Source organism: Halomonas sp. 3A7M, assembly GCF_014897875.1.
Lineage (GTDB): Bacteria > Pseudomonadota > Gammaproteobacteria > Pseudomonadales > Halomonadaceae > Vreelandella.
Genome location: NZ_JABUZD010000162.1, coordinates 128,427 through 142,383 on the forward strand (window position 1 = coordinate 128,427; position 13,957 = coordinate 142,383).

At 52.1% G+C, this 13,957-nt stretch carries 18 protein-coding genes; 9 read left to right on the forward strand and 9 right to left on the reverse strand.

What is annotated here, in order from left to right; all coding sequences use genetic code 11:
- Nucleotides 1-31: 31 nt before the first annotated feature.
- From rapZ to INT19_RS14490, 9 genes are all read right to left on the reverse strand, one after another.
- Complete coding sequence (gene rapZ / locus INT19_RS14450; RefSeq protein ID WP_193061289.1) at nucleotides 32-946, reverse strand: RNase adapter RapZ; 915 nt, start codon at nucleotides 944-946, stop codon at nucleotides 32-34.
- Nucleotides 947-1,011: 65 nt separating this feature from the next.
- Nucleotides 1,012-1,482: a PTS sugar transporter subunit IIA gene (locus INT19_RS14455; RefSeq protein WP_193061290.1), complete on the reverse strand. Its 471-nt coding sequence runs from the start codon at nucleotides 1,480-1,482 to the stop codon at nucleotides 1,012-1,014.
- Between the two features lie 4 nt (nucleotides 1,483-1,486).
- Nucleotides 1,487-1,795: a ribosome hibernation-promoting factor, HPF/YfiA family gene (gene hpf, locus INT19_RS14460; protein WP_009721972.1), complete on the reverse strand. Its 309-nt coding sequence runs from the start codon at nucleotides 1,793-1,795 to the stop codon at nucleotides 1,487-1,489.
- A gap of 98 nt (nucleotides 1,796-1,893) precedes the next feature.
- A complete protein-coding gene (locus tag INT19_RS14465; RefSeq protein WP_193061291.1) occupies nucleotides 1,894-3,309 on the reverse strand; it encodes an RNA polymerase factor sigma-54 in 1,416 nt (471 codons plus the stop codon).
- A 105-nt stretch (nucleotides 3,310-3,414) separates the two neighbouring features.
- The gene (lptB, locus tag INT19_RS14470; protein WP_193061384.1) at nucleotides 3,415-4,140 is read right to left on the reverse strand and encodes an LPS export ABC transporter ATP-binding protein; all 726 of its coding nucleotides are present in this window, start codon (nucleotides 4,138-4,140) and stop codon (nucleotides 3,415-3,417) included.
- 66 nt (nucleotides 4,141-4,206) lie between these two features.
- Entirely contained in the window at nucleotides 4,207-4,710 is a 504-nt protein-coding gene (gene lptA / locus INT19_RS14475; RefSeq protein ID WP_089037699.1) for a lipopolysaccharide transport periplasmic protein LptA, read from the reverse strand.
- An 8-nt stretch (nucleotides 4,711-4,718) separates the two neighbouring features.
- Nucleotides 4,719-5,291, reverse strand: coding sequence for an LPS export ABC transporter periplasmic protein LptC (gene lptC, locus INT19_RS14480; protein ID WP_193061292.1), 573 nt, complete (start codon nucleotides 5,289-5,291; stop codon nucleotides 4,719-4,721).
- Entirely contained in the window at nucleotides 5,291-5,833 is a 543-nt protein-coding gene (locus tag INT19_RS14485; RefSeq protein WP_193061293.1) for a KdsC family phosphatase, read from the reverse strand. Before INT19_RS14485 ends, lptC begins: the two co-directional genes overlap by 1 nt.
- 33 nt (nucleotides 5,834-5,866) lie before the next feature.
- On the reverse strand, nucleotides 5,867-6,853 hold the full coding sequence (locus INT19_RS14490; RefSeq protein ID WP_083005806.1) for a KpsF/GutQ family sugar-phosphate isomerase: 987 nt from the start codon (nucleotides 6,851-6,853) through the stop codon (nucleotides 5,867-5,869).
- A gap of 293 nt (nucleotides 6,854-7,146) precedes the next feature.
- Between INT19_RS14490 and INT19_RS14495 the strand changes: the two genes are divergently transcribed.
- The 9 genes from INT19_RS14495 to hisD all read left to right on the forward strand — a co-directional run bounded on the left by INT19_RS14495 (nucleotide 7,147) and on the right by hisD (nucleotide 13,936).
- Nucleotides 7,147-7,968, forward strand: a complete 822-nt coding sequence (locus INT19_RS14495; protein WP_089037701.1) for an ABC transporter ATP-binding protein — start codon at nucleotides 7,147-7,149, stop codon at nucleotides 7,966-7,968.
- Nucleotides 7,969-8,769: a lipid asymmetry maintenance ABC transporter permease subunit MlaE gene (mlaE, locus tag INT19_RS14500; RefSeq protein ID WP_089037702.1), complete on the forward strand. Its 801-nt coding sequence runs from the start codon at nucleotides 7,969-7,971 to the stop codon at nucleotides 8,767-8,769.
- A 16-nt stretch (nucleotides 8,770-8,785) separates the two neighbouring features.
- Complete coding sequence (gene mlaD / locus INT19_RS14505; protein WP_038485491.1) at nucleotides 8,786-9,250, forward strand: outer membrane lipid asymmetry maintenance protein MlaD; 465 nt, start codon at nucleotides 8,786-8,788, stop codon at nucleotides 9,248-9,250.
- A 38-nt stretch (nucleotides 9,251-9,288) separates the two neighbouring features.
- On the forward strand, nucleotides 9,289-9,948 hold the full coding sequence (locus INT19_RS14510; protein WP_193061294.1) for an MlaC/ttg2D family ABC transporter substrate-binding protein: 660 nt from the start codon (nucleotides 9,289-9,291) through the stop codon (nucleotides 9,946-9,948).
- Entirely contained in the window at nucleotides 9,945-10,277 is a 333-nt protein-coding gene (locus INT19_RS14515) for an STAS domain-containing protein (protein WP_193061295.1), read from the forward strand. The genes INT19_RS14510 and INT19_RS14515 overlap by 4 nt, the downstream gene beginning before the upstream one ends.
- 122 nt (nucleotides 10,278-10,399) lie before the next feature.
- Nucleotides 10,400-10,648 carry a BolA family protein gene (locus INT19_RS14520; RefSeq protein ID WP_193061296.1) on the forward strand — a complete coding sequence of 83 codons (249 nt, stop codon included), beginning with the start codon at nucleotides 10,400-10,402 and terminating at the stop codon, nucleotides 10,646-10,648.
- 13 nt (nucleotides 10,649-10,661) lie between these two features.
- Nucleotides 10,662-11,924 carry a UDP-N-acetylglucosamine 1-carboxyvinyltransferase gene (murA, locus tag INT19_RS14525; RefSeq protein WP_193061297.1) on the forward strand — a complete coding sequence of 421 codons (1,263 nt, stop codon included), beginning with the start codon at nucleotides 10,662-10,664 and terminating at the stop codon, nucleotides 11,922-11,924.
- Nucleotides 11,925-11,952: 28 nt separating this feature from the next.
- Nucleotides 11,953-12,606 (forward strand): ATP phosphoribosyltransferase, encoded by a 654-nt coding sequence (gene hisG / locus INT19_RS14530; protein ID WP_038485475.1) that lies wholly within the window; start codon nucleotides 11,953-11,955, stop codon nucleotides 12,604-12,606.
- A gap of 13 nt (nucleotides 12,607-12,619) precedes the next feature.
- Nucleotides 12,620-13,936 (forward strand): histidinol dehydrogenase, encoded by a 1,317-nt coding sequence (gene hisD, locus INT19_RS14535; protein ID WP_193061298.1) that lies wholly within the window; start codon nucleotides 12,620-12,622, stop codon nucleotides 13,934-13,936.
- Nucleotides 13,937-13,957: the final 21 nt, after the last annotated feature.

Sequence of the window (13,957 nt, forward strand, 5' to 3'; positions counted from 1 at the left end):
GCCGAGTGGGGTCGTGAAGAAAAGGCGTTGCTTATTGCGCGTTTGTTGAAGGCGCGGATGTGGAGGGCTGCTGCTCACTGAGGGTGTACTGCAAGCCTAGCTCACGATGACGGAGTTGAACCTCTCCCGCTTGTTTTACCAGCATTTGCGCCAGTTGTTCCACCATAAAGACAGAGCGGTGCTGCCCACCGGTACAGCCAATCGCAATCGTCATATAACTGCGTTGGCTATTTTGGTAAGCGGGTAGCCACTTTTCCAGCCATGTCTGGATATCATTGCGCATTTCTTCTACGACAGGATATCCCTTCAGAAAGTGGATGATATTGGCATCACGGCCAGTGTATTGGCGCAGTGTAGGATCCCAGTACGGATTTGGTAGGCAGCGCACGTCAAAGACGAGGTCTGCGTCAAGTGGGACGCCCCGTTTATAGCCAAATGACTCTAGTGTCAGGGTTAATCTATCTTCACGCTGTTGGGCAACCTGATCCGTTATCCGGCGGCGCAGGTCATGAACCGACAGACGCGATGTGTCGATCATCAGGTCAGCCAGATCACGGATGTCGAGCAGGGTTTCTTCTTCTTTATTGATGGCCTCTTCAAGCGTCATGTCACTATCACGCGTAAGAGGGTGGCGACGACGCGTGGCTGAGTATCGCTCAAGAAGAATTCGGGCATCGGTGGTTAGATAGATAACCTGGAAGTGAATGCTTTTCTGACGCAAAGATTCAAGCATTTTTGGCAGTTGCTTTAGTGCAGCAGGTAAATTGCGCGCATCGATACTTACCGCTAATTGGGGGCGTGCCCCTTGCTCACGAAGCTCATCCACCAGGGAGCCGAGTAGCATGGCGGGCAAGTTATCGATGGCACAATAGCCAAGATCTTCTAACGCTTGTAAGGCGATAGATTTACCGGACCCTGAACGGCCGCTAATGATCACCAATTGCATAGAGTTTCTCTTGGCATGCCAATAAAAATGGAGGTAAACGTAGGCAGTGTCTAGCGGTGGACTATTTAAGTAACAGGTTGTTCACGAATTTTTGCTGTTATAAGGTCCAATAGCTCACGTTGGCTAGCCGTTCTACGAAGCTGCTGACGTGTGTCAACGCTGTTCATGATAGACGCCACTTGCCCTAATAAGGCTAAGTGCGTGTCGTCCGCCTCTTCGGGTACTAAAAGTACGAAAACAAGGTCGACGGGATCGCCATCAATAGCATCGAAATCTACAGGCTCGGCTAACTTTAAAAAACCAGCGATAGGCGAGCTGCAGTGAGGGCTACGGGCGTGAGGAATGGCAACGCCGTTGCCTATTCCAGTGCTACCCAAACGCTCACGACCAATCAGGCGGCTGAAGACTTCTTGGCTATCTAGGCTTGGCGTGTTTTGCGCAATAAAGGTGCTGAAAAATTCCAGCACCCTTTTTTTGCTGCCCCCGGGGACGTCATACAGCACGCGCTCCGGGGGAAGTATGGTTTCCAACGTCATTGAGTTAACGCACGCCAGCGCCTTGGGCGCGAGCTTGTGCTTTTTCCTTGTGTTTAACGAGTTGACGGTCAATTTTGTCCGCTAGTGCATCAATCGCAGCATACATATCATTGTCTAATGCTTCTGCGTGTAGATCGGCACCTGCAGCATGCAGGGTGCAGGCAGCTTGCTGACGCTCCTTTTCAACAGATAAGGTCACTTGTACGGTGGTGATATTGTCATAATGGCGCTCAACGCGTTCCAGCTTCTCATTTACATAGTCACGCAAGGCGTCAGTCAGATCTACGTGATGACCAGTGATATTTACTTGCATTGACGTGCTCCTTATCCATCGGACTGTTCTTCGATTGTAACCCTTTTTGCGCTATTGCAAAGCCCCTAGACAGACTTTGTCTCGTTAGCACTGTTTTATTAGCGTAAACGGCGGCGCTCGCTTGAAGAGGGAATACCCATTGATTCACGATATTTGGCCACCGTTCGCCTTGCTACATTAATGCCACCCTCTTCCAATAGCGCCACGAGGCGGCTGTCTGAGAGCGGTTTGCCGGGCGGTTCATCTTGCACCAGTTTTTTGATTCGAGCCCGGATGGCGGTGCTGGAGTGACTGTCGCCGCCGTCCTGGCCACTTACTTGGCTGGAAAAGAAGTATTTGAGTTCGAACACACCGCGCGGGGTATGGATATATTTCTGGGTGGTGACCCTGGAAATAGTAGATTCATGCATTTCAACGGCGTCTGCGATATCGGCTAAGATCAGCGGTTTCATGGCTTCTTCACCGTGTTCCAGAAAGCCTATCTGGCGAGCTATGATTTCTCGGCCCACCCGCAGTAGCGTATCATTTCGACTTGAAAGGCTCTTGATGAGCCAGCGCGCTTCCTGGAGATGCTCTTTTAAAAATTGGTTATCTTGGCTCTTGTCAGCCCGTTTGATGAGGCTTGCGTAGTCAGGTTGAATGCGCAAGCGCGGCAGTGCCTCTGGGTTTAGCTCCAGGTGCCATCCTTCGTGGTCATGGCGGACGACTAAATCTGGCGTTACGTAGCTGTCATCTGTGTCGCCAAAGGCGCTCCCGGGGCGAGGGTCCAGGCTGCGGATCAAGCGGATTACGTCATCAAGCTGCTCATCATCTAGACTTAACCGCCGCTTTAGCAAACGCACATCATCTTTACCGAGCGCTTCAAGAAATTGACGCACTAAGCGCTTGGCAGGCATCAGCAGCGGTGTATCTTCGGGTAGTGAGGCGAGCTGCAGCATTAAGCACTCCCGCAGGTCGCGAGCAAATACACCGGTGGGCTCAAACTGTTGAAGGCGCAGCAAGGTTGTTTCAACTTCACGCTGGCTAAGGCCTTCATGCCCTTGGGCTTTAAGTCCTTCGCGAATGTCATTGAGAGGTTGAGTTAGGTAGCCGTTGGCATCCAGTGCATCGATGAGGCTTTCAGCAATGGCATGGTCGCGTGGTGAAAAATCTGTCATGGCGAGTTGCCAAAGTAAGTGGCCATGCAAACTTTGACCAGCGGCTTGACGCTCAAAGTCAGGCCCCTCGCTGCTGGCACCATGGCTACCTAGGTCTTGATAAGTGTCTGACCAGTCACTGTCAGTTGAGAGTTCGTTAGGAATGCTTTCGGACCATTCAACTTCCTGGGGTTCACTAACGGCCTGTTCGCCGAACTCATCTTCCTGCTCAAGCATTGGATTGGCATCAAGTGCTTGCTGAATTTCTTGACGGAGGTCCAGCGTTGATAGCTGTAACAGGGCGATGGCCTGCTGCAGCTGAGGTGTCATGGTCAGCTGTGTACCGATACGCAATTGAAGAGAAGCTTTCATGACCATCTGAGAACCACTCGTTAATCAGAAAGCTCCACCCTAGTGCGAGTTATGGCTTGGTGCAAGTGCAATAACTATGCCACCACTACTATTTTTTTTGCAGGTGGCTGTTTACAGGCGGAAATCAGCCCCCAAATAAACGTCTCTTACCCGCTGGTTGTTGAGAATTTCCTGAGGGGGGCCACTGGCGATGATATGACCGTCACCTACAATGTAGGCAATATCGCAAATATCTAGTGTTTCCCTGACGTTATGATCAGTGATTAGTACGCCGATATGGCGTTTTTTGAGGGCTCGAATGATCGTTTTAATATCACCCACTGAGATCGGGTCAACGCCGGCAAACGGCTCATCAAGCAGAATAAAGGCAGGCTCTGTCGCGAGGGAGCGTGCGATCTCAACACGTCTACGCTCTCCGCCCGAAAGACTCATGCCGAAGTTGTCACGAATGTGCGTGATGTGAAAATCTTCCAGTAGCGACTCAAGGCGCTGCTCCCGGGCGCTACGATCGAGTTCTTTACGAGTTTCCAGGATTGCCATTATGTTGTCGGCGACAGAAAGTTTGCGAAAAATAGAGGCTTCCTGAGGCAAGTAGCCAATACCTGCCATTGCACGTTCGTGCATGGGGGCATGGGTTAAATCAAGCTCGTCAATGCCAACCTTTCCCGCATCAGACTTTACCAAGCCGACAATCATATAAAACGATGTCGTTTTGCCAGCGCCATTGGGGCCTAGTAGCCCTACCACGCTGCCTTGAGATATCTCTAGGTTAATATCCTTAACGACACGGCGGCGTTTATAGCTTTTGGCTAGGTGGCGAGCATAAAGGGTTTTTATCGGCGCTGATTCTGAGGCTGTGGTTTGAGGTGCAGGCTCTGCGTTATTTGTCGCCACTGGACACTCCTATTGTTCCGGCTGAAGAGTCATGCGGATACGTTGTGGTTCACTACCACTAACATCAGAACGCGCCTGAACCACACCTTGGTCGATAAAATACTCTAAGCGTCCACCTTCAAAGCGATCTGCTTGCTGGGTCAGTTCCGCTTGGTCAATGAGCTCTACCCGACGCTCGGCAACATGATAAATAATGCGCTTTGCCCAGCCTTCCATTGGGCTAGCTTGGTCTTCGAGCTGGTTGCGTATATAGGCTCGTCCACCGGTTGCAACGGCGCGCGATAGCTCGCCAGCATCGTTGCGCTGAATCTCAACGCGATCTCCACGCAGTTGCATATTGCCCTGCCGAATATCGACGTTGCCTGAATACACAGCAGTGCCTGCGCGTTGATCGAGATCTAAACGGTCAGCCTCTACTTCTACGGGGGCTTGGCTTTGTGCCATGACCGGTAGCGCTGCCGCTGAAATGGGTAGCGCAATGACGAAGAGTGCCGTGCGAATAAGAGCGTTCATCGCGACTCCTACTGAGAACGAGTGGCAGGCGGGTGAACGCCGCGCACGTTATTGGTTAAGCGGATCTGGCTATCATCCAGCCATACATCCATGCGTGAAGCGCCAATGCGCTGGGGCGGTTGCTGAAGTATGGTTTCGGCATCGCTCCAAGCATGACGGGTGGTGCCATCATAATGTAATAACTCTGTATTCAGCTGCCAGCCCTCGTCGGGTGCAAGTAATTGGGCTGAGCCAGCTAGTGTGAGCACCTGCGTGTCAGTATTTAGGGTGCCGGTCTCCGCCGTCGCTAGCCATTGACGCTCTTCGCTATCGAATAGTGTCGCCCTGGGGGAGAAGACATCTGTCATCGCCGTTTGAGGGGTATGGACTAAGCGTGGCGTCGTCAGCGACTGCTGGATGGCACCGGTGTCACCAAACAGAGTGATTTCTGCATTCTCTAATACATGGCCGGGCTCTTGAGCGCGAGCCTCAGCGTCGATTGATTGGTCTTGAGGGCCGCGTGGATCCAACCATACCAGTATGCCACCTAAGGCAAGCACCATGATGGTTATCCAAATGCGTTTTTTAACCCAAAAGCGCATTACGATTGGCCGTGTAGGTACGTATCTAAAACAGCATCCCAATGGCCTTGAGACATCAATAAGGTGTCGCAGATTTCACGTACAGCGCCGTGGCCACCAAGCCGATCGGTGATCCAGTCAGCGTGGGTATGCATATAATCAGGAGCATTAGGGACGGTGATGCCTACGCCAGAACGTTTCATTGGAGCAAGGTCTGGTAGGTCGTCACCACAATAAGCAACCTGCTCAAGCGTGATATCTAGGCGTTGGCAAAGCGCGCGTAGCGTAGTGAGTTTATCCTCGCACCCTTGATACACGTGGGTAATGCCCAGCGACGCAGCACGTTGGCTGACCATGGGAGAATCACGCCCAGTAATTAAGGCAACATGGATTCCGACGCGCTTCAAAAGTTTGAGGCCGTGGCCATCTTGGGTATGAAACGCTTTGATTTCGATACCGTCAGCTTGAAAATAAAGGCGGCCATCGGTAAGTACGCCGTCAACGTCAATGGCAAGCAATCTTACGCGGCGAATCCGGTCTTGTAGAGCGTCAGGTAGGGCCATGAAGCCTCCGTTATTAATGTTTGAAAAGAACGATTAAATGACACCGCTAGCAAGTAAGTCATGCATATGCAGCGCGCCAATGGGGCGCTGCTGATCATCCACGACCGCCAGTGCGGTGATTCGGCTGTCTTCCATGATGCGTACTGCTTCAGCCGCTAACACATCGGGGCCAATACGTTTTCCAGGACGTGTCATCACATCATCAACTAGGACGTCACGTAGATCATGGAACTGATCCAGCGTTCGGCGTAAGTCACCGTCGGTATAAACGCCGGCAAGGCGTCCTTCGCTATCGACTACGCAGGTAAAGCCCAACCCTTGGCGAGTAATTTCCAACAGTGCGTCCCGTAGCGGGCTGCCTAATGCTACTTGGGGGAGGCGTGATCCGTTGTGCATTAAATCCTTTACACGCAAAAGTAGGCGTTTGCCGAGGCTTCCACCTGGGTGTGAAAGCGCAAAATCTTCCGCGGTGAAACCACGTGCTTCTAATAATGCCACGGCTAAGGCATCACCCAAGGCAAGTGCTGCTGTGGTTGAGCTAGTCGGTGCTAAGTCGAGAGGGCAGGCTTCGCGCTCAACGCCGCTATTAAGGTGAGCATCGGCGTGTTTGGCTAATGTGGACCCTGGGCGCCCCGTCATGCTGACAAGGGGGGTTCCTAGGCGTTTCAACAGCGGAAGCAGCGCGGTGACCTCTGCGGTTTCGCCAGAGTTCGAGAGGGCTAGTACAACATCTGCGCGAGTGATCATACCGAGATCGCCGTGACTGGCTTCACCTGGGTGTACAAAAAAAGCAGGCGTGCCGGTGCTTGCCAACGTTGCAGCCAGCTTGCCCGCAATGTGGCCGGACTTACCCATGCCGGTTACCACTACGCGGCCCTGGCAGGCAAGGATAAGTTCACAAGCGTGGTCAAAGCTCTCATCAAGCTTTGCCTGAAGCCCACCGATAGCGGCTTGCTCAATTTGCAGCGTGCGCAGCGCACTTTCACGCAGTGGGCTAGGTGTCGATAGTGGCTGGCGCATGAGGGCATCTCTTTTCATAAGCGGTCAAAAGTAGGTCGCTAAGAATAACATCTTGGCGCGGTTTGTAGGTAAGGCGCGTATCCTACTCCTCAGTGCGGTTGCAATGAGCGCATCTGTTACTGTGAGTAGCGTTCAGTTACGATGTTCGATAATATTTCGAAAACAGTGTTTTTTAAACTGTCTGTTCTTTTAAACTAGCTGTTTTTTTGAATTATTTGTTTTTAACTAACTCATGCGTAGCCAGCATATACTATTGCTGCTGCGGCAAGACGACCATCAAGGCCAGCCAGCCCATGACCGATGCTCCCTTCATCGAAATTGAAGATTTGTACTTCTCGCGGGGTGATCATGATATTTTTCGCGGAATCAATATGACGATTTCGCGTGGCCAGGTAACGGCCATCATGGGGCCAAGCGGTACCGGCAAGACGACCCTTTTAAAGCTAATTGGTGGGCAATTAACGCCTGACCGGGGGCGAGTGCTAATCGACGGTCAAGATGTGCATCGCCTATCGCGTAAGGCCCTGTTTACGTTGCGTAAGCGCATGGGTATGTTATTTCAGAGCGGCGCACTGTTTTCAGATCTCGATGTATTTGAAAACGTAGCGTTTCCGCTTCGGGTGCATACTGACTTGCCTGACCCTATGATACGCGATCTAGTGCTTCTTAAGTTACAGGCAGTGGGTTTGCGCGGGGCTAGGCACTTGTCGCCAGCTGAGCTTTCGGGGGGGATGGCAAGGCGTGTGGCGCTGGCACGGGCGGTAGCGCTTGACCCAGAGTTAATCCTTTATGATGAGCCTTTTGTCGGGCAAGACCCTATTTCTATGGGGGTGCTTGTACAGCTAATTAAACGGCTGAATCAGGCACTGTCGCTTACGTCAGTGATCGTTTCGCACGATATCAAAGAGACCCTCAGTATTGCGGATTATCTGTACCTCATTGCCGATGGGCAGGTGGTAGCCTCAGGCACGCCAAGTACCTTAGATACGAACCAAGATCCCCGAGTAAGCCAGTTTATTCATGGTGAGCCAGATGGGCCGGTGCCGTTTCACTATCCCGCTGAGACACTTTACCGCGATATTCTAGGCCAAGCCTCCGCAGGGAAGGTGCGTTAAATGCAATCAAATATTAAACATGCTATTTCGCATGTTGCTCGGCTGGGGCAAAAAGGGTGTGATGCCTTAGAGTCGCTAGGGCGTGCAGGTGTCTTTCTTGCCCAGTCGGCTGTAGGGGTGCCTTCTCGGGAAGGGTGGTCGTTGTGGCTGCGCCAAGTGCACTTTGTCGGTGTGCTATCTCTGGCTATTGTGCTGGTGTCAGGGCTGTTTATAGGCATGGTGCTTGCGCTACAGGGGTATACCATTTTGGTTGACTTTGGGGCAGAGCAGGCGCTTGGCCAGATGGTTGCTCTTTCGCTTCTTCGAGAGCTAGCGCCGGTGGTTGCTGCGCTACTGTTTGCAGGGCGCGCGGGCTCTGCGTTGACGGCGGAAATTGGCCTGATGAAGGCGACTGAACAGTTAACCAGCATGGAAATGATTGGCGTTGACCCACTGCGCCGGGTTGTGGCGCCAAGGCTGTGGGCAGGTTTTATTGCGCTACCCATTCTGACCGTTGGTTTTAGCGTGGTGGGGATTTGGGGTGGCTATTTGGTTGGTGTGGAATGGCTGGGGGTTTTTGAAGGTTCTTACTGGAGCAATATGCAGGCTAGTGTTTCGTTTGTTGATGATATTGGTAATGGAATAATCAAAAGCCTTGTATTTGCAGTAGTCGTTACCTGGATTGCGGTGTTCCAAGGGTATGACTTAGTGCCTACCTCTGAAGGTATTTCACGTGCGACAACACGCACGGTGGTGTATTCATCGCTTGCTGTTTTGGGGCTGGATTTTGTATTGACCGCCGTGATGTTTGGCGGCCTTTAATGGGTGGAGCAATAACATGAAGCGCAGTAAAACCATGGAGTTTGGCGTTGGCCTGTTTATGCTTGCGGGCATTCTGGGGCTTGTTTTTTTGGGCTTGCGCGTAAGTGGCATGACGCTTTCAACATCTTCCGACACGTTTCGTCTTGAGGCCAGTTTTTCCAATATTGGCAGTCTGAAACCACGTGCGCGGGTCACCATGGCCGGTGTTACTGTGGGGCGGGTAGAGGCCATTGAGCTTGATACCGAGTGGTATGATGCGCGGGTGGTGCTGAGTCTCGATAGCGATCTTGAAGGCCAGCTTTCGCAAGATACTACCGCGGCTATTTTGACGGCTGGGCTGCTCGGTGAGCAGTATATTGGCCTGAGTGTTGGCGGCGCTCCTGAAGTGCTTGAAGAGGGGGATGTTATTCGAGATACCCAGTCTGCCCTGGTGCTCGAAGAACTTATCCAGCAATTTGTATCCAATATGGTTACTAACTAAGCAGCGTGGGTGCTGTCAGTTGTCATGAGGTGACTTTAATGAAAGAAAATAGCGTAATGTTGGCCCGTCGTTTGCTCTTTTGGTTGGCGCTAGCGGTTGTTCTGCTGCCTTTTGCCGCTCAGGCCCAGTCGAAATCGCCAGAAGCGTTGGTTCGTGACAACGTCAATGGCTTCATGGAGCAGATTAACGGCAGAGAAGATTATTACGCCAATAATCTTGATGAGCTTAAAGCGTTGGTCAACGATAGCCTGAATGATGTGGCGGATTTTCGTTATATTGGCGCTAGCGTGATGGGCAGCTACTTTCGCAATGCAACGCCAGAACAGCGTAGTCGGTTCGCCGATGTCTTTCGTCAAACCCTGATCGACACGTACACGCGTGGTCTCGTGACCTTTGATTATGATGAGTTGAGAGTGTTGACCGACCAGCGCGGTCAGCGCTATGAAGATCAAGCCAGTGTTGATATGGAAGTTGTTGCCACTAATGGTCAGGTTTACCCCGTTAGCTACAGCCTGCGACTTTCAAATGGTGAGTGGAAAGTGGTCAATGTCATTGTTAATGGCATCAATTTAGGGCTGACCTTCCGCAATCAGTTTGACCAGTCGATGCGCGAAAATAACCGAGACTACGATGCCGTCATTCGTAGCTGGTCACCCGAAATTGGTGTCGACGAGCTTGAGCAAGGGGGCAACGCGTGACGACGCTGTTATCTACGCCCCATGTTTCGCTGATTGCGCAGTCTTGCGCGCTGGCGGTTCAGGGTGATCTCAATGTCAATGCAGCGGCCGATGTGGCCGCTGCAGGCGTTAAGTGGCTTGAAAGTGCTCGGTTAACTGATGTTGTCCTCGATTTTTCAGACGTTTCAAAAGCAAGTAGCGCGGCGATTAGCGTTCTGTTTGAATGGCTGCGTGCGTGTCACTCGCTAGGTATTGTCGTTACCTCGATTGCATTGTCTGCTCCGCTTGAGCGTTTAACGTCGCTCGCTGAGCTCGATGCGCTAATAGGTTCGCCCAACGCTGAAGCGTGAGTGTTCGTCTGGCATCGCCAAGCGTGCCGCTTTTCTTTATCATGTTCCCCCTGTTCCTCTCTAATTCAACGACCCCCTATTTCAACCACCTAGTTTAATGACCCAAAGGAGTTTCCTGTCTTATGCAACCCAACGAGGTAAAAGCACTGCTTGAGTCCCGCATCGGTGGATGTGATTTTCATATCCAGGGTGAAGGCTGCAATTTTCAGGTGATCGCAGTTGGCGAAGCTTTTGAAGGTCTTTCTCCTGTAAAGCGTCAGCAGCTGGTCTATGCGGCGCTAAATGACGAAATTGCATCCGGCGCTCTGCACGCCATTAGTATCAAAACGTTTACTCCGGCGCAGTGGCAAACTGCACCGGAAAACGCATAGTAGCGGCTTCTCTATGGATAAATTAATCATTACCGGCAATGGGTCGGTAGATGGCGAAGTGTGGGTGAGTGGCGCTAAGAATGCGGCGTTGCCAATTTTGTGTGCCAGCCTTTTGGCAGATGGTCCGGTCATTATTGGTAATTTGCCTCATTTGCAGGACATCACTACGACGCTGGAGCTGCTAGGGCGGATGGGCGTTGAGCCGGTGATGGGAGAGAAGCTCAGTATCCAGCTTGACGGCTCTCAGGTAACGCAGTGTCATGCTCCCTATGAACTCGTTAAGAAGATGCGCGCCTCCATTCTGGTGTTAGGCCCGTTGTTAGCACATTTCGGTAAGGCAGATGTTTCTCTTCCAGGCGGGTGCGCAATTGGTTCACGTCCGGTGGACTTGCATATTCGTGGTCTTGAGGCGATGGGCGCAGAGATCCGCGTTGAAGCGGGTTATATTCGTGCCCGAGTTGATGGACGCTTGAAAGGGGCGACTATCTTCTTTGATACAGTGACGGTAACGGGTACTGAAAATCTGTTGATGGCGGCAACGCTCGCTGATGGCACTACTATTCTTGAAAATGCTGCGCGCGAGCCGGAAATTGTCGATCTCGCCGAGTGTTTGATCAAGATGGGGGCTAATATTCGTGGGCATGGTACAGACACCATCGTGATCGAAGGTGTCGCATCTCTGCATGGCTGTGAGCACGATGTCATGCCTGATCGTATTGAAACGGGTACTTTCCTGGTGGCCGCTGCCATGACGGGTGGTCGCGTGAAAGTGAAGCGCACTCGTGCCGATATTTTAGAAGCGGTGCTTGCGAAGCTTGAAGAAGCCGGTGCTGAGATTACCAGTGGCGATGATTGGATCGCGTTGGATATGCATGGCAAGCGTCCAAAAGCGGTTAATATTCGCACTGCGCCCTATCCTGCATTTCCTACCGATATGCAGGCCCAGTTTGTGGCGATGAATGCTGTCGCCGAGGGGCATTCCCGGGTAGTGGAAACCATCTTTGAAAACCGCTTTATGCACGTACAAGAGCTAAACCGGATGGGGGCGAATATTGCCCTTGAAGGTAATACGGCACTGATTGAAGGCGTAGAAAAGCTTTCAGGTGCGCCGGTAATGGCTACTGACCTTCGTGCGTCAGCATCATTGGTGATCGCGGCAATGATGGCTGAAGGCGAAACGCTTGTAGATCGTATTTATCATATCGATCGTGGTTATGAGTGCATTGAGGAAAAATTACAGCTGCTGGGTGCGCGCATTCGCCGTATTCCTGGCTAAGCCATGTTATTAACCATTGGCCTAAATAATGAGTAAGCAACTGATTTTGGCCCTTTCAAAAGGGCGTATTCTGGACGAAACGCTGCCGCTGTTGGCGGATGCGGGGATTACCCCGGCAGAAGATTTGGGTAAAAGCCGTAAACTGCTGTTTGATACTAATTTGCCAGATGTAAAGTTGGTGATTATACGGGCAACCGATGTGCCGACCTATGTGCAGCTGGGTGCCGCAGATGTGGGCATTGCGGGTAAAGACGTTCTGCTTGAGCATGGGGCTGAAGGTCTATACGAGCCCCTAGATCTGGATATCGCTCGTTGCAAGCTGATGACTGCTGGTGTGACGGGGCAGTTGCCAGCTGAAGCGCGTCGTCGTGTAGCTACTAAGTTTGTAAACGTAGCGAGGCGTTACTATGCGGAGCAGGGTATTCAAGCCGAAGTGATCAAGCTCTATGGGGCGATGGAACTTGCTCCGCTGATGAATTTGGCCGATGAAATTGTTGATATCGTGGATACCGGCAATACGCTACGCGCCAATGGCATGGAGCCTCGTGAGCTCATTGCCCATATCAGTACCCGCCTGGTGGTTAATAAAGCCGCCATGACCATGAAGCATGATCGTATTAAGCCATTGTTAGCCCGCCTGGAAAGTGCGGTTAAAAAGCGTCAGACTCAGCCTATTGAATGACACGAGGTTTACCATGAGCGATAAGTCCACAGCCACCATTGCCCGTCTCTCGACTGTTGATGGGGCATTCCATCAGCATTTAGACGCGCTGCTGGATTGGGAAGGGGTGTCTGATAAGGCAGTACAGGCTCGTGTTGAAGAGATATTGGCAGATGTTAAACGGCGAGGTGACAGTGCGGTGGTTGAGGCGACCAATCGCTTTGACCGCCTGTCAGCCGAGAGTATGGAGCAGCTACGCCTATCTCCTGAGCAGCTGAAAAAGGCCTTTGACGGTCTGCCTGCTGAGCAGCGCAATGCGCTGTCAGCCGCTGCTGAGCGTATTAAGCGTTATCATGAGCGCCAGAAGCCAAGCTCGTGGCAGTACGAAGAGGCTGATGGAACGGTGCTGGGCCAAAAGGTTACCCCGCTGGACCGCGCAGGTATTTATGTGCCAGGCGGGAAAGCCGCTTATCCTTCATCGGTATTGATGAATGCTATCCCTGCCAATGTGGCTGGTGTGCGCGAGATTGTGATGGTTGTGCCGACTCCGGACGGTGTGCTGAATGATCTTGTGCTGGCAGCTGCGCATCTGGCGGGCGTCGATTATGTGTTCACGATTGGTGGCGCACAGGCGGTCGCGGCGCTTGCTTATGGCACTGAAAGCGTTCCGCGGGTAGATAAAATCGTAGGGCCTGGAAATATCTACGTAGCGACTGCTAAGCGCGCGGTATTTGGTCAAGTTGGTATTGATATGATTGCCGGTCCCTCTGAAATCATGGTGGTGTCTGACGGCCAAACAGACCCAGATTGGTTGGCAATGGACTTATTCTCTCAGGCTGAACACGATGAGGATGCCCAGGCGATTTTTGTTAGTTGGAAGGCTGATCACCTGGATGCCGTTGAGGCTTCAATTGAGCGATTATTGCCGACGCTGGAGCGGGAAGATATTGCCCGTGCTTCACTGCAACGTCGTGGTGCATTGATTCTCTGCCAAGATCAAGCCGAAGCCATTGAGTTGATCAATCGTATCGCACCGGAGCACCTTGAACTTTCTGTCGAGGCGCCTAGTGACTGGCTTGATGACGTGCGTCACGCTGGGGCTATCTTCATGGGGCGGCATACTTCGGAAGCTCTGGGTGACTATTGTGCAGGGCCGAATCATGTGCTGCCCACGTCTGGAACAGCCCGTTTTTCATCGCCACTGGGGGTTTATGATTTCCAGAAACGCTCCTCCATTATTCAGTGCTCGCCTAGTGGTGCGTCTGAGCTTGGTAAAATAGCCTCTGTACTTGCCCGGGGCGAATCGCTGACGGCCCATGCTCGTTCGGCGGAGTATCGTATTAACGATTGAGCATTGCCTGAGAAGGCGCCG

Excerpts from the sequence above, each read along its gene's own strand:
- INT19_RS14455 (WP_193061290.1), bottom strand. The coding sequence starts at position 1,482 with ATGACGTTGGAAACCATACTTCCCCCGGAGCGCGTGCTGTATGACGTC.
- hpf (WP_009721972.1), bottom strand. The coding sequence starts at position 1,795 with ATGCAAGTAAATATCACTGGTCATCACGTAGATCTGACTGACGCCTTG.
- INT19_RS14485 (WP_193061293.1), bottom strand. The coding sequence starts at position 5,833 with ATGGCCCTACCTGACGCTCTACAAGACCGGATTCGCCGCGTAAGATTG.
- hisD (WP_193061298.1), top strand. The coding sequence starts at position 12,620 with ATGAGCGATAAGTCCACAGCCACCATTGCCCGTCTCTCGACTGTTGAT.
- lptA (WP_089037699.1), bottom strand. The coding sequence starts at position 4,710 with ATGAACGCTCTTATTCGCACGGCACTCTTCGTCATTGCGCTACCCATT.
- murA (WP_193061297.1), top strand. The coding sequence starts at position 10,662 with ATGGATAAATTAATCATTACCGGCAATGGGTCGGTAGATGGCGAAGTG.
- rapZ (WP_193061289.1), bottom strand. The coding sequence starts at position 946 with ATGCAATTGGTGATCATTAGCGGCCGTTCAGGGTCCGGTAAATCTATC.
- mlaE (WP_089037702.1), top strand. The coding sequence starts at position 7,969 with ATGCAATCAAATATTAAACATGCTATTTCGCATGTTGCTCGGCTGGGG.
- mlaD (WP_038485491.1), top strand. The coding sequence starts at position 8,786 with ATGAAGCGCAGTAAAACCATGGAGTTTGGCGTTGGCCTGTTTATGCTT.
- INT19_RS14490 (WP_083005806.1), bottom strand. The coding sequence starts at position 6,853 with ATGCGCCAGCCACTATCGACACCTAGCCCACTGCGTGAAAGTGCGCTG.
- hisG (WP_038485475.1), top strand. The coding sequence starts at position 11,953 with ATGAGTAAGCAACTGATTTTGGCCCTTTCAAAAGGGCGTATTCTGGAC.
- INT19_RS14510 (WP_193061294.1), top strand. The coding sequence starts at position 9,289 with ATGAAAGAAAATAGCGTAATGTTGGCCCGTCGTTTGCTCTTTTGGTTG.
- INT19_RS14495 (WP_089037701.1), top strand. The coding sequence starts at position 7,147 with ATGACCGATGCTCCCTTCATCGAAATTGAAGATTTGTACTTCTCGCGG.
- lptC (WP_193061292.1), bottom strand. The coding sequence starts at position 5,291 with ATGCGCTTTTGGGTTAAAAAACGCATTTGGATAACCATCATGGTGCTT.
- INT19_RS14520 (WP_193061296.1), top strand. The coding sequence starts at position 10,400 with ATGCAACCCAACGAGGTAAAAGCACTGCTTGAGTCCCGCATCGGTGGA.
- INT19_RS14465 (WP_193061291.1), bottom strand. The coding sequence starts at position 3,309 with ATGGTCATGAAAGCTTCTCTTCAATTGCGTATCGGTACACAGCTGACC.